This window comes from Mycobacterium sp. Root265 (genome assembly GCF_001428895.1).
Lineage (GTDB): Bacteria > Actinomycetota > Actinomycetes > Mycobacteriales > Mycobacteriaceae > Mycobacterium.
In genome coordinates this window covers 343286-356556 of record NZ_LMJA01000031.1, presented here as the reverse complement: position 1 = coordinate 356556, position 13271 = coordinate 343286, and the positions used below count along the sequence as shown (strand labels likewise).

Here is a 13271-nt window from a genome sequence, read left to right as displayed (position 1 = left end):
GGAGGCCCCGCATGCCCGGGCAGCCAACCCACCATCCCCAGTCCGACACCATCTTGGAGGTGTTCGCACGTACGGTTGCGACAGCACCACAGTCGGCCGCCTTGGTGTACTTCGACACCACCGTGACCGCGGCTGAGCTCAACGACATGAGCGACGCGCTGGCCGCCGCCTTGCAATTCGACGTCCGACCGCACCAGCGGGTTGCGTTGTACCTGCAGAACATGCCGCAGTACGTCATTGCCCTCCTGGCAGTGTGGAAACTCAACGCGACCGCGGTTCCGGTGAATCCCATGCTCACCCCGCACGAGGTGCATAAGCTGGTCGAGGATGCAGATCCGCAGGTCCTCATCGCCCTGGACGCGCTGTGCACCGCTGAGTTGACCGAAGTGCTGGCCGGCACCGCGGTCCGGCGCATCGTCACCACGAGTGCCTGGGATCTGCAGCACAGCAACGACACTCGGGTTTTGCCATCGCCACGGCACACCGCCGCTGCCGGCGCCGAAGACCTGATGACGTTGATCGAAGGTCATCAGGGGCAAGCGGTCGCCGCCGTGCCTGCCGGTCCCGACGATGTCGCCGTCATCACCTATACCTCGGGCACTACGGGAAAACCCAAGGGAGCCCTGAACACTCATCGCAATGTGCTCACCGGTGGTCAGGCCTACTGCACCTGGTTCGACCTCGATGCGAACGACAGTATCCTCGGCGTCGCACCCCTGTTCCACGTGACCGGACTGTCTGGGCATATCGCCGCCGCCATCACAGCGGGCGGGCCGCTGATCTTGTCGTACCGATTCCACGCCGGCGTCCTGACCGACATGATCCGGACATACCGACCGACCTTTACCGTCGCCGCACTCACCGTCTTCATCGCCCTCCTGGAATCCGGGGTCACGCGCGAAGACCTCAGCAGCCTCGGCAAACTCGCCTCCGGGGGCGCCCCGGTCGCCGCCGGCGTGCTGCAGCGATTCGTGGACACCTACGGCACATATATACACAACGTCTACGGGATGACCGAGACGACCTCGCCGGTGCTCGCCGTGCCGGTGGGCAGCACGGCGCCCGTCGACCTGCAAACTGCTGCACTGTCGGTCGGCAAGCCCATGCTCACAGCCTCGGTCACCGTTGTGGACGAGGAAGGGCAGCCGGTGCCGCCGGGGCAGGTCGGCGAACTCGCCACCATGGGCCCGCAGGTGGTTCCCGGCTACTTCAACAAACCCGAACAGACCGCGGCCGCATTCCGTGACGGATGGCTGCTGACCGGCGACGTCGGCTACGTCGACGAGCAAGGCTGGTTCTATCTCGTCGACCGTAAGAAGGACGTCATCGTCGCCAGCGGTTACAAGGTCTGGCCACGCGAAGTCGAGGACGTCCTCTACACCCACCCAGCGGTACGCGAGGCTGCTGTCGTCGGGGAACCAGACCCCTACCGCGGGGAAACGGTCAAGGCATTCGTGTCTGTGCGCGAGGGTATGTCCGTCACTGCAGACGAACTGATCGACTACTGCCGCCACCAGTTGGCCGCTTACAAATATCCCCGCGCAGTCGAGATTCTCGACGACATCCCCAAGACTGCCACCGGCAAAATCCTGCGACGCAACCTGCGTGGCACCGAGCCGGCCCAAGTTGGACAGCCCTGAACACGTCAAGGAGACCATGATGGATTTCGCGATGTCTGCCACCGCCGCCGACTATCACCGCAGACTCACCGATTTCATCGTCGAGCACGTCGTGCCGGCCGAAGCCAGCTACGAACAGTACCGACGCCAAGCCGGTCCCGGCGACCACACCGTTCCCCCCGTCGTCGAAGAGCTGAAGGAGCTCGCCAAACAACAGGGACTGTGGAATCTGTTCTTGCCCGCCATCTCCGGACTGGCCAATGTGGAATACGCACCGCTGGCCGAACTGACCGGGTGGAGCATGGACATCGCACCCGAAGTGCTCAACTGTGCCGCCCCCGACACCGGAAACATGGAAACATTGCACCTGTTCGCCACGGACGAGCAGCGAGTGCGGTGGCTGGAACCCCTGCTGAGCGGCGACATCCGCAGCGCCTTTTCCATGACCGAACCGGCGGTAGCCTCCAGCGATGCCCGCAACATCGAGACTTCGATCGTCCGGGACGGCGACGACTACGTCATCAACGGACGAAAGTGGTGGACCACGGGCGCGTCGGATCCCCGCTGCCGGCTGTTGATCGTGATGGGGCGGAGCAACCCCGATGCCGCTGCCCATCAACAACAGTCGATGGTCCTGGTGCCGATGGACACTCCCGGCGTGACCATCGTGCGGTCGACACCAGTCTTCGGATGGCAGGACCAGCACGGTCACTGCGAGATCACCTACGACGATGTCCGGGTGCCAGCCAGCAACCTGCTCCACGAGGAGGGCAGCGGTTTTGCCATCGCCCAGGCACGTTTGGGCCCGGGTCGCATCCACCACTGCATGCGTGCGATCGGCTGCGCCGAACGCGCACTGGCATTGATGGTTGAGCGGGTACAGACGCGGGTGGCCTTTGGCAAGACACTCGCCGAACAGGGCGTGGTACGCGAAGCAATCGCAAAATCCCGCATCGAGATTGACCAGGCGCGGCTGCTGTGCGAGAAGGCCGCGTGGACCATCGATCAGCACGGAAACAAAGCAGCCCACGTGCTCGTGTCACAGATCAAAGCTGTCGCCCCACAAATGGCCTGCAACGTCATCGACCGCGCCATCCAGGTCCACGGCGGCGCCGGGGTCACCGACGACACGCCCCTGGCGCGGCTCTACGGATGGCATCGCGCCATGCGCCTGTTCGACGGTCCCGACGAGGTGCATATGCGCACCATCGCGCGCGCCGAACTGGGCCGCGACAAGTCGGCTCTGGCTGCCGCGGTCTGCTGACCCATACCGACAGATCGTGACGTTCGAGAAAGGAATTTATCCATGGGTGTGCTCGACGGAAAAGTAGCGTTCGTCACCGGCGCCGCACGCGGCCAGGGACGCTCCCACGCCGTACGGCTGGCCGCCGAAGGTGCCAGCGTCATCGCCGTGGACATCGCCGGTCCGGTCAGCGACGACAGCCGCTATCCATCGGCCACCGAAGACGATCTCGCAGAAACTGCACGACTTCTCACCGGCGAAGGTCGGCCTCATCACGTAAGAATCACCGATGTTCGAGACTCAGCATCGCTGGAGGCGGTGCTGTCCGAGACTGTTCCGGCGCTGGGAGACCGCCTCGACGTGGTGGTGGCCAACGCAGGCATCTGCAACTGGAACCGCTTCTGGGAGATGTCCGATGACCAGTGGCAGACCATGCTCGACGTCAACCTGACCGGGGTGTGGCGCACCCTGCGGGCATGTGCACCCATTATGATCGCGGCCAGCAACGGTGGATCGATCATCACCGTCAGCTCGGTGGCCGGAATCAAGGCGCTGCCCGGTCAGGCTCATTACAGCGCCGCCAAACACGGGGTGGTCGGACTGACAAAGTCCGCCGCACTGGAATTGGGGGAGTACGGAATTCGGGTCAATTCAATTCACCCGTGGGGTGTGAACACCGCCATGCTAGAAGACCCCTCTACCGCCGCCATGCTGGACGCGCACCCGAATTTCCTAGCGTCTTTCGCCGCAGCGCTACCCGCGCTGCCGGTCGCCGAGACCGACGACATCTCCGATGCCGTCGTATGGCTGGCTGGATCGGCGTCGCGAGCGGTCACGGGCACTCAGCTGACCCTCGACATGGGTGCAACCAAAATCTGATGCCGCCCGACTGCGGCCCACAGCGTGGGTCCGACGAAAGCTGGGCCAAGCTGGAGCATCGCGACCGCGAATCGGCGTTGTTCGTCGACAGGTCCGAGTCCGGAGTGTTGCTATGCCGCGGATGTGGCGCGCTGCGTCATTGCCGACTCGGTATCCAACGAGAGACGCTGAACGCCGATGGGTCGGTGCACTCAGAGGTCACCTGCCCACCTGACCACGAGGGCGGGCCCATGGTGGCCCACGGCGGATGGACCGCCAGCGTGATGGACGAAATGTCGGGACATGCGCTGCTGCTGCGTGACGAGTTCGCCGTCACCGGCAGTCTGACCGTCAACTTTCGCAAACCCGTTCCACTGGCCCACGCGTTGCTCGGGCGGGCATGGATCACCGCGCGGCAGGGACGCCGAGTACACGTGGAAGCCGAACTACGCTTGGCCGATGCCGGCGGCGACGTGGTCGCCACCAGTGCCGCAGTGATGATCCGGCGCCCCGGCGATCACTTCGACCGCCACCAGCACTGGTTGGCGTCGCGGTCAGCATCAACGACGACGCCACCCACTGACGGGGCGGGCGACGTCACTCGCTGATCGCTAAGTCGCGACGTTTCGTCCACCGGGGTATCCGCCTCCGCCGAATCGTGCATCAAGCGCGTCGTAGTCCGGTCGGCCGCCGACGAGGGGTAGTTGGTCGACGAATTCGACGAATTTCGGCTTCTTGTAGGACGCGATCCGGGCCCGACAGTGCTCGATGAGCTCCTGTGCGCTGGCTTCGGCGCCCTCGTTGAGAACGACGACCGCCTTTACCGACTGGGCGTACTTCGGATCCGGGACCCCTATGACAGCGGCGCCGGATACAGCTGGGTGGGTGCTCAGACAGCGTTCGACCTCGGCGGGATAGACGTTCTCCGCAGCGGACTTGATCATCCTGGTCATCGTGCCGAGGAACTCCAACGTTCCGTCGGCTTCGAGGCGACCGAGATCGGTGGTGTGCCACCAGCCGTCACGCATCCGTTCGGCGTTGCGGTCAGGGCGGTTCCAGTATCCGAGGTGCACGGTATCCCCGCGCACGGTGATCTCGCCTGCCTCGCCGACGGGCACCTCGTTACCTTCGGGATCGACGATACGCACCTGGCACAGCGGTGTGGGCCTTCCGGAGTTGCCGGTGCCCTTGCCCCCATACCCGTTGAGAATGCACAATCCGGTCAGCTCAGTCTGACCGAACCCACCCGTATGCCGGGCCCAGGTGCTGGTGTCGGGTGCAAGTGCATCACCCCACAACGGAGCGAACGGGCCGGCCCGAAGCGAGGAAATATCCAGTTTGAGTTCGGCGTTGAGTTCTTTCATCTTCAGAATGGTCGGCGGCATCAAGAAGGCCGAGGTGACCCGCTCCTGCGCCACAAGGCGAAGTAGCTGCTCCTCCTCGACCCGCCGCACATAGACATTTGTCCCGCCCCGGACGAACACCGGCAGCGAGTCGAACTGGAAGTTTCCGATGTGGAACAGCGGACCCGAATTGATGAACACATCACCGTGATCGACGCCGGTGATGGCAGCGGTCATGGTGGCCATCGCGATCAGATTGCGCTGACTTAGCAGCGAGCCGGCCGGCCGGCCGGCCGTTGCAGCGGTATAGATCACCAGAAGCGCAGAATCAGCGTCCACCGGTACCTCCACAGGGGCGCCGTCAGAATCTGCCACCAGATCCAGGTAACCACCCGCTTCATCGGTGTCGTGGCGGATCCAGCTCCCGGCGTAATCGGAGGACAGTCGGCGCGCTTCGGCGACGGCGGCGCCGATCTCCTCTTCCTGCCACACGATGACGGCCGGGTCGAAATCAGCGATGACAAACGCCAACTCTTCGCCGGATTGTCGCCAGTTCACCGGGCAGATCATCACGCCCAGCCGAGCACAGGCCAACATCAATTCCAGGAAGCGCACCGAGGTCTGCGCGATCCACAACACCCGGTCGCCGGCAACGACGCCCTGATCAGCCAGCATGCGTGCCACTTGGTCGATGCGCCTATCGAACTCCGGCCAGCTGTAGCGGATATCCCCGTCGATCGCGGCGACACCTTGTGGAAATCGGCGGGCGTTCTCGCGACAGACATCGGAAAGGTTCACAGATGGCATGGGTGTCCTCCGGGGTTGTTCGGACATGGTCTACGGCGTTGCTTGTGAGCTACCTTACGTGTAAGAATCGAATCCACTTTACGCGTATACCTGGAGTCGGCGAAACGCACAGCAACCGCGGCAAAGTCGCCGTGAGGAGAGTCGAGGGTCATGACGGTCAACGTGAACGTGCCAGACGCTGCAACACCGAGCGCCAGTGCCACGTCCCGACGGTTCTTAGAACCGCATATCGAGACAATGCCGCGAACGCAGCTGGCTGAGCTCCAGGAACGTCGCATCACTGACTTGGTGCGCTACGCATGGACACACTCAGCGTTCTATCGGGACCACTGGACCAAAGCCGGTGTCGATCCAGAAGCCGTCAACTCCATCCGAGACTTTCTCGACATCATTCCCACGATGTCGAAGTCAGACATCCAGGCCTATCGCGACCGCACGGGGGACCCCTACGGTGGCTTATTGTGTGTCGCCCCGACCGAACTGACCTCCATCACTTCGACCTCCGGCACGACGTCGCTGCCCGAGCCACTTCCCGAGATCTGGTCGGCCGCGCCGCCGCTGCCGACGATCTCCGCGCGCGACATGTGGGAGATCGGCGTACGCCCCGGGGACCGTGTCATCGTCCAGACCGGCACGATGCGCAACTATTTCGATGACTTCCTGCATCAACTCGGTGTGGTCCCCATCTTTATCGACACCTGGGTCGGCGAAGGGGAACGCGTCTTGCAGGCCATCGAGAAGTATCACGTGGCATACCTGCAACTGATGCTGCCGCTGGTCATGGAGTTCGAGCGTCTGGAAACGAAATACGACATGCGCAAGATGCTCGCCAGCTTGAAGGGTGCGGCTTTTGCCGGCCAGCCGCTGGGCAAGGTACTGACCGAGAAGGTGCGTAACGACTGGGGCGTGGACCTCTACACCTACACCAGCGCCGGTGACACCGGAACCGCATGGGAGGGTCGCGAACACGACGGCTACTACCTCTGGGAAGACACCGTATTCGCCGAGACCAGAGACCCCGTCACCTACGAGCCCGCCGCAGACGGCGGCCTCGGTGAACTCATCGCTACCGACCTCGACAACTGGGCCTCGCCCTACATCCGCTTCCGGTCAGGCGATCTCGTGCGTCTCACCCGCCAACCTGGCGCGCACGGACGCACGCACAGCCGATTCTGGGTAGCCGGACGAAAAGGCGACGAAACCGTCGTCGATGGAAAGGCGATCGTGGTCTCGCAGGTGTGGGAAGCAGTGGAAACCATCTCTGAGCTTTCCGACGGCATATTCCAGATCGTGCGCGCACCCGAAGCGATGCACCGATTGCGTCTACGTACCGGATACGCCCCCGACCGGACCTCAGACAAGGCCGAGCTCCTGATCCGGGCAACGGCGGTGCTGCGCGAACGCCTGGGGGTGGAGGTCGACATCGAGTTGTTCACGTGCGACGATCTGCTCGCCAAGAGCACCAGCGTCGCCAAATTCGCCAGGGTGGTCAAAGCATGAGCAGACAGACAATGATCGATGCCACCGCCGACCTGGATCGGCCGCCACTGTATGGGCTGGCCAGCTGCCTGGTGGGGTCGCAACACCTGGACTTCGAAATCGGCTGGCCGGAGTTCGAGCGGGATACCGCATGGGCCCAATCGGTTCTGCATCGCTCTGGTTTGCGTTCCGGCGACATGGTTCTGGTGACTGTCACCAATTGGGAGTCGCCCTGGGCCAGCCCCATCGTCCACGCGCTGCGCAACCTCGGCATCACCTACGTGACCGCCGAGGTGTTCGGCTGGGATGTGCGACGGGTCTTGATGTTCTTGCAACGCTTCCCGATTAAGGCGGTCATCGGGCTGAGCGGCCAGACCTTGACTGGGCTGTCAGACGCCGGTGCAAAGACCGCCGAACTGCTTTCCCACACCGAACTCATCTGGGCGCGGCCCAAAGCGGCCGCTGCGCTGGCCGAGATCCGTCGCGACGTGCTGCCCTACGCCAGATTCGGACCGGCACTGGCGCTGGGACTGCCCGGGGTCCGCGGCGGCGCGGTCAACGCCAAAGAATGGGATGTTACCTCGACCGAAGCCGGTCTGGTGGTCTCCAATATCGCCGAGCGCGCGACCACATTCCGCGAGATCGCCAGCGGATTCCGCGGCACCGTGACAGCAGTGGGAGACGAGCTCGCCGTCTACGGTGACCCCGTCAGCTAAAGCCGCCCATCGGCACACCCCGTAACCACATCACGGGCCGGCCGGGGTACTTCCGTTGTCGGCATTCAGCGGAACGCGGCGTCACTGCATTGCCATGGCAACCCTCTCGAATCGATGCATCGGAGAACTGATGGCCGAATACAGCACGTTCACAGCGCATCTGGGTGAACGCATCTCGCGCATCACCCTCGCCCGGCCCAGAACCGCCAACGCGATGGACCTCGTGATGGTGGCCGAGCTGGCTGACGTCGCGGCCCGGTGCGCGGCGAGCGACACAAAAGTCATCGTGCTCGATGCCACGGGCAGGTTCTTCTGCGCCGGAGGTGATCTTGGCGACTTTGCGGCTGCCACGGACCGGTCGGGACACATCAAAGTGATCGCCGATACCCTGCACCGCGCAGTGTCGACGCTGGCACGCACGGACGCTGTGGTCATCGTGGGGGTCAACGGCGTCGCAGCCGGCGCAGGACTGTCGCTGGTGGCCGGAGCCGACATCGTGGTCGCTGCTGAGTCCGCCACCTTCACCATGGCCTACACCCGTGTCGGCCTGAGCCCCGACGGCGCCGGATCGTACTATCTACCAAGGCTTATCGGGCTGCGGCGCACCCAAGAGCTGATGCTGACCAACCGGACCCTCACCGCAACCGAAGCACTCGAGTGGGGCATCGTCACCGAAGTGGTGCCCGACAACGAACTTGCGAAACGGCTGGACACCCTGGCCGAACACTTCGCGCAGTCCGCCAAGCAGTCCAACACCGCAGTAAAAAAGCTGCTGCTCGCCACGTTCGGCAACGGCCTGGAAGAGCAGATGGAGTTGGAAGCTGCCCTCATCGCCCACAACGCCGGCAGTCCCGACGGGCACGAAGGCGTGAACGCCTTTCTTGCCAAGCGCGCAGCGCGTTACCGGTAACCGCCCCTAGCCAGCGGCCGAGGACCGCGGGCGGTAGAACAGCAGCAGTTGACCGATACCCCCGGCCAGACCCAAACCCAGGGCAATCGCCAACCCGGACCAGCCTGCCAGCCACGTCCACGACAGCGCCGAGTCCAGGCTGAACCGCCCCGCGCCCATCGCCGCAACCGACACCGCCGTGACCGCGAGCACCAGGTTGTACTCCCAGCCTTCTTTGACGATGAAGAACCCGTTGTGTCGATGGACGGTCCAGCCAGCCACCAACATCAACGCAACGAACCCTGCCGAAGCGATCGGAGTCAGCAAGCCCACCGCCAGTCCGATACCCGCAGCGACCTCGGTACCGGCGGCGACGCGCGCATGCAGCCACCCCGGACGCATCCCCATGCTGTCGAACCATCCGGCGGTCCCTGGAAGACGGCCACCGGCAAAGAACTTATTGAAGCCATGGGCCGCCATCGTGAGTCCCAGGCAAACCCTCAAAATCAGAAGGGCTACATCAACAGCGGGCTGTGTAGTCAACGTAATTCTCTCTCGACGACTTTCGTATCGAATGGCAGCCTTCACCCGGCTTGGACGGCAGCCCTACTATACATGTATAGTACCGACCCGTTGGCGGGCCTGGCACTGAAGGGGATCGGACCATGGATATCGACGTATCTGTCGCCATTGTCACCGGTGGGTCATCAGGCCTCGGCCTGGCGACCACCAAGCGACTCGTCGATCACGGCGCCACCGTCGTGGTACTCGACCTGAAGGACACACCGGAGCGCCAATCGCTGGGCGCACGAGCCCATTTCATGCAGGGAAGCGTCACCGACCCCGACGCGGTAGCCGCTGCAGTGGATGCCGCCGAAGAAAAGGGCCCGCTGCGCATCGCGGTCAATTGCGCGGGAGTCGCCAACGCGGTCAAGACGCTCGGAAAGGCTGGTCCGTTCCCGCTCGAAGACTTCCGAAATGTCGTCGAAATCAATCTCATCGGCTCGTTTAACGTCATCCGGTTGGCTGCCGAAAGCATCGCGAAAACCGAACCCACCAACGGTGAACGAGGCGTCATCATCAACACCGCCTCGGTCGCGGCCTTCGATGGCCAGATCGGCCAGGCCGCCTACTCGGCATCCAAAGGGGGAGTGGTCGGAATGACCCTGCCTATCGCGCGAGACCTTGCGCGAAGTCTCATCCGTGTCGTCACCATCGCGCCCGGCCTGTTCAAGACGCCGCTGCTGGGCTCGCTGCCCGAAGAGGCGCAGAAGTCACTCGGACAACAGGTCCCGCACCCCGCGCGGCTGGGCGACCCCGATGAATACGGTGCGCTGGCCGTGCACATCGTAGAGAATCCCATGCTCAACGGTGAGGTGATTCGCCTCGACGGCGCAATCCGCATGGCGCCCCGGTAGATCGGGACAATAGCCATGACCATCATCACCAAGTTCACCCAGACATTTGGTGTGAAGCATCCGATCGCGCAAGGCGGAATGCAGTGGATCGGGCGGGCCGAACTGGTCGCCGCCGTAGCCGATGCAGGCGCGCTGGGTCTCCTGACCGCGTTGACCCAGCCGAGCCCTGCTGATCTTGCCAACGAAATCGCACGCACTCGCGACCTCACCGACAAGCCCTTCGGTGTCAACCTGACCATCCTGCCGTCGATAAATCCACCACCCTACGACGAATATCGCCAGGTGATAATCGATTCCGGCATCAAGATCGTCGAGACTGCCGGCGCCAACCCCGCAGCACACCTGCCGATCTTTCACGACCATGGTGTGAAGGTGCTCCACAAATGCACAGCCGTGCGTCACGCCGTCAAGGCGCAGGATCTTGGTGTCGACGGAATCAGCATCGATGGCTTCGAGTGCGCCGGCCACCCCGGTGAAGATGATATCCCCGGATTGGTGCTCATTCCCGCAGCCGCACGGCAGATCGAGATTCCGATGATCGCCTCTGGTGGGTTCGCCGACGCCCGGGGCCTCGTCGCTGCCCTGGCGCTAGGTGCCGATGGTATCAACATGGGTACGCGGTTCATGTGCACCGCGGAATCGCCTATTCATCACAACGTCAAGCAAGCGATCGTGGACGGGGATGAACGTGGCACAGAGCTTATTTTCCGCACCCTGAACAACACTGGACGTGTAGCCAGCAACTCGGTGTCGCGCGATGTCGTCGACATCCTGAATCGGGGTGGCGCTTTCAGTGACATCGCGCAATTGGTCTCAGGGGCGCGCGGTCGTACCGTCTACGAGACTGGCGACATCGAGGCAGGCATCTGGTGGGTTGGAGCGTCCATGGGACTGGTCCACGACGTGCCCACGGTCGGCGAGGTCGTCGGCCGCATCGTCGGTGAGGCCGAGGGCCTGATCGTCGATCGGTTGGCGGGTCTGGTGGACACCGCCGCGATGGGCGACTGAACCTCGCCAACCGCCGTAGCCGGTACGGCGAACTGTAACGCGCACGGTTGCCCCGTTTGTGCAAAATCGTTGCTGGGTTTCGCATTGCGCTGACAGTGCTGATTGCTCGCGAGCAGTGTGATGAGGCTGCGAAGCCGCGCAAAAGTTGCTCTGACCATGTGGTTTGAGTCACATCGCTTACCGTGTATAGTTCTGCCTTACATGTAAAGCTGTGGTGTGCGTGCCGTCACTGACACGGTCGCCCGACAGGCAGGAGAACATCCGAATGGCAACCCTCTCGCTCGGCGCGATCTCGGGTCCCGCCCGGGCGCTGGGCCAGTTCTTCGCCATGTCGCTGGACACCGTAATGCTGATGTTCCGCCCGCCCTTCGCCTGGCGCGAATTCCTCTTGCAGACTTGGTTTGTCGCGCGGGTCTCCCTCGTTCCGACGATGATGCTGTCGATCCCATTTACGGTGCTGACCGTCTTCATCCTCAACATTCTGCTAGTAGAGATCGGCGCTGCCGACGCATCCGGCGCCGGTGCGGCACTAGGTGCGGTCACCCAGATCGGCCCGGTGGTCACGGTGCTGGTTGTGGCTGGCGCCGGAGCCACCGCGATGTGCGCGGATCTAGGCGCACGCACGATCCGGGAAGAGCTCGATGCCCTGCGAGTGATGGGTGTCGATCCGATACAGGCATTGGTGGTGCCGCGTGTGCTGGCGGCGACCCTGGTCGCGTTGCTGCTGTCATCAATCGTCACCCTGATCGGTCTGACAGGCGGGTTCATCTTCTCGGTGTTCATCCAGCATGTGACCCCAGGTGCGTTCGCCGCCGGGTTGACACTTCTTGTCGGACTACCCGAAGTCATCACGTCGGTCGTCAAGGCCGCGCTGTTCGGCTTTGCCGCCAGCCTCATCGCCTGCTACAAGGGCACGCACGTCGCCGGCGGACCTGCCGGCGTGGGTAACGCCGTCAACGAAACGGTGGTGTTCTCCTTCATGGCGCTGTTCTTCATCAACGTCATCACGACGGCCGTCGGCGTGCAGGCAGGCGCATGAGCGCCGTCTCCCCGCGCAACTTCCCGCGTATCCACCGCCGGCTCAAACGATGGTCAGATGGACTTGATCGGGTTGGCTTCCAAACCCTGTTCTACGGTCGGACACTGACCTCCGTCACGGATGTTTTCCTGCACTACCGCACCGAATTGCTGCGTTTGATCGCCACCATGAGCCTTGGCACCGGTGCGCTAGCAATCGTCGGCGGCGCGGTCGTCATCATCGGGTTTCTCACGCTCTCCGCGGGCGCCGTCCTGGCCGTGCAGGGGTACAACTCGCTGTCCGGTATCGGAGTCGAAGCGCTCACCGGATTCATCTCCGCCTACATCAACGTTCGCATCGCGGCGCCCCTGGTCGCAGGCATCGGACTCGCCGCCACCATCGGCGCAGGCGCAACAGCGCAGTTGGGTGCGATGCGAATCAACGACGAGATCGACGCGCTGGAGGTCATGGGTATCCGCTCGATCGCCTACCTCGCCTCCACCCGGCTGGTCGCCGGCATCATCGTCGTCATCCCCCTGTACTGCGTCGCGGTCGTCATGTCGTTCTTGTCGGCACGCTTTGCCACCACAGCGATCTACGGGCAGTCGACCGGCGTGTACGACCACTATTTCGGAACCTTCTTGAACTGGACCGATCTGATCTGGTCGTTCCTGCAGGCGATCGCCATGGCGATCGTGGTGATGCTCGTACACACCTATTACGGCTTCACCGCCGGTGGCGGACCCGCCGGTGTGGGAGAGGCGGTCGGGCGTGCAGTCCGAACCTCCCTGATCTGCGCGGTCATGGTCACCCTGTTCGTTTCACTGGCCATCTATGGCCAATCCGGCAACTTCAACCTCTCTGGATAGCCAA

The 13271-nt window shown here is 63.4% G+C and carries 13 protein-coding genes; 11 read left to right on the top strand and 2 right to left on the bottom strand.

Annotation, left to right across the window (positions count from 1 at the left end; genetic code table 11):
- The first annotated feature begins 11 nt into the window (after positions 1-11).
- The 4 genes from ASE48_RS27585 to ASE48_RS27570 are packed head-to-tail and all read left to right on the top strand — an operon-like array spanning position 12 to position 4328.
- A complete protein-coding gene (locus tag ASE48_RS27585) occupies positions 12-1640 on the top strand; it encodes a class I adenylate-forming enzyme family protein (protein WP_082614457.1) in 1629 nt (542 codons plus the stop codon).
- Between the two features lie 31 nt (positions 1641-1671).
- Positions 1672-2883, top strand: coding sequence for an acyl-CoA dehydrogenase family protein (locus ASE48_RS27580; RefSeq protein ID WP_057170709.1), 1212 nt, complete (start codon positions 1672-1674; stop codon positions 2881-2883).
- 42 nt (positions 2884-2925) lie between these two features.
- A complete protein-coding gene (locus tag ASE48_RS27575; RefSeq protein WP_057170345.1) occupies positions 2926-3741 on the top strand; it encodes a mycofactocin-coupled SDR family oxidoreductase in 816 nt (271 codons plus the stop codon).
- The gene (locus ASE48_RS27570) at positions 3741-4328 is read left to right on the top strand and encodes a PaaI family thioesterase (RefSeq protein ID WP_235571595.1); all 588 of its coding nucleotides are present in this window, start codon (positions 3741-3743) and stop codon (positions 4326-4328) included. Before ASE48_RS27575 ends, ASE48_RS27570 begins: the two co-directional genes overlap by 1 nt.
- Before the next feature lie 3 nt (positions 4329-4331).
- On the opposite strand, the gene ASE48_RS27565 is transcribed toward ASE48_RS27570, so the two are convergent.
- Positions 4332-5870 carry an AMP-binding protein gene (locus ASE48_RS27565; RefSeq protein ID WP_057170344.1) on the bottom strand — a complete coding sequence of 513 codons (1539 nt, stop codon included), beginning with the start codon at positions 5868-5870 and terminating at the stop codon, positions 4332-4334.
- A gap of 150 nt (positions 5871-6020) precedes the next feature.
- On the opposite strand from ASE48_RS27565, the gene ASE48_RS27560 reads away from it, so the two are divergent.
- From ASE48_RS27560 to ASE48_RS27550, 3 genes are all read left to right on the top strand, one after another.
- Positions 6021-7370 carry a phenylacetate--CoA ligase family protein gene (locus tag ASE48_RS27560; RefSeq protein ID WP_057170343.1) on the top strand — a complete coding sequence of 450 codons (1350 nt, stop codon included), beginning with the start codon at positions 6021-6023 and terminating at the stop codon, positions 7368-7370.
- A complete protein-coding gene (locus tag ASE48_RS27555; protein ID WP_235571592.1) occupies positions 7367-8065 on the top strand; it encodes a hypothetical protein in 699 nt (232 codons plus the stop codon). The genes ASE48_RS27560 and ASE48_RS27555 overlap by 4 nt, the downstream gene beginning before the upstream one ends.
- A gap of 130 nt (positions 8066-8195) precedes the next feature.
- Complete coding sequence (locus ASE48_RS27550) at positions 8196-8975, top strand: enoyl-CoA hydratase/isomerase family protein (RefSeq protein WP_057170341.1); 780 nt, start codon at positions 8196-8198, stop codon at positions 8973-8975.
- A gap of 6 nt (positions 8976-8981) precedes the next feature.
- On the opposite strand, the gene ASE48_RS27545 is transcribed toward ASE48_RS27550, so the two are convergent.
- Positions 8982-9497 carry a DoxX family protein gene (locus tag ASE48_RS27545; protein WP_057170340.1) on the bottom strand — a complete coding sequence of 172 codons (516 nt, stop codon included), beginning with the start codon at positions 9495-9497 and terminating at the stop codon, positions 8982-8984.
- Positions 9498-9619: 122 nt separating this feature from the next.
- Here ASE48_RS27545 and ASE48_RS27540 point away from each other — a divergent pair, with 122 nt between their 5' ends.
- The 4 genes from ASE48_RS27540 (at position 9620) to ASE48_RS27525 (ending at position 13267) form a co-directional block, all read left to right on the top strand.
- Positions 9620-10372, top strand: a complete 753-nt coding sequence (locus ASE48_RS27540) for a 3-hydroxyacyl-CoA dehydrogenase (RefSeq protein ID WP_057170339.1) — start codon at positions 9620-9622, stop codon at positions 10370-10372.
- Between the two features lie 15 nt (positions 10373-10387).
- The gene (locus ASE48_RS27535; RefSeq protein ID WP_057170338.1) at positions 10388-11380 is read left to right on the top strand and encodes an NAD(P)H-dependent flavin oxidoreductase; all 993 of its coding nucleotides are present in this window, start codon (positions 10388-10390) and stop codon (positions 11378-11380) included.
- Positions 11381-11645: 265 nt separating this feature from the next.
- Entirely contained in the window at positions 11646-12419 is a 774-nt protein-coding gene (locus tag ASE48_RS27530; RefSeq protein WP_057170708.1) for an MlaE family ABC transporter permease, read from the top strand.
- Positions 12416-13267 (top strand): ABC transporter permease, encoded by an 852-nt coding sequence (locus ASE48_RS27525; RefSeq protein WP_057170337.1) that lies wholly within the window; start codon positions 12416-12418, stop codon positions 13265-13267. Before ASE48_RS27530 ends, ASE48_RS27525 begins: the two co-directional genes overlap by 4 nt.
- The last annotated feature ends 4 nt before the right edge of the window (positions 13268-13271 follow it).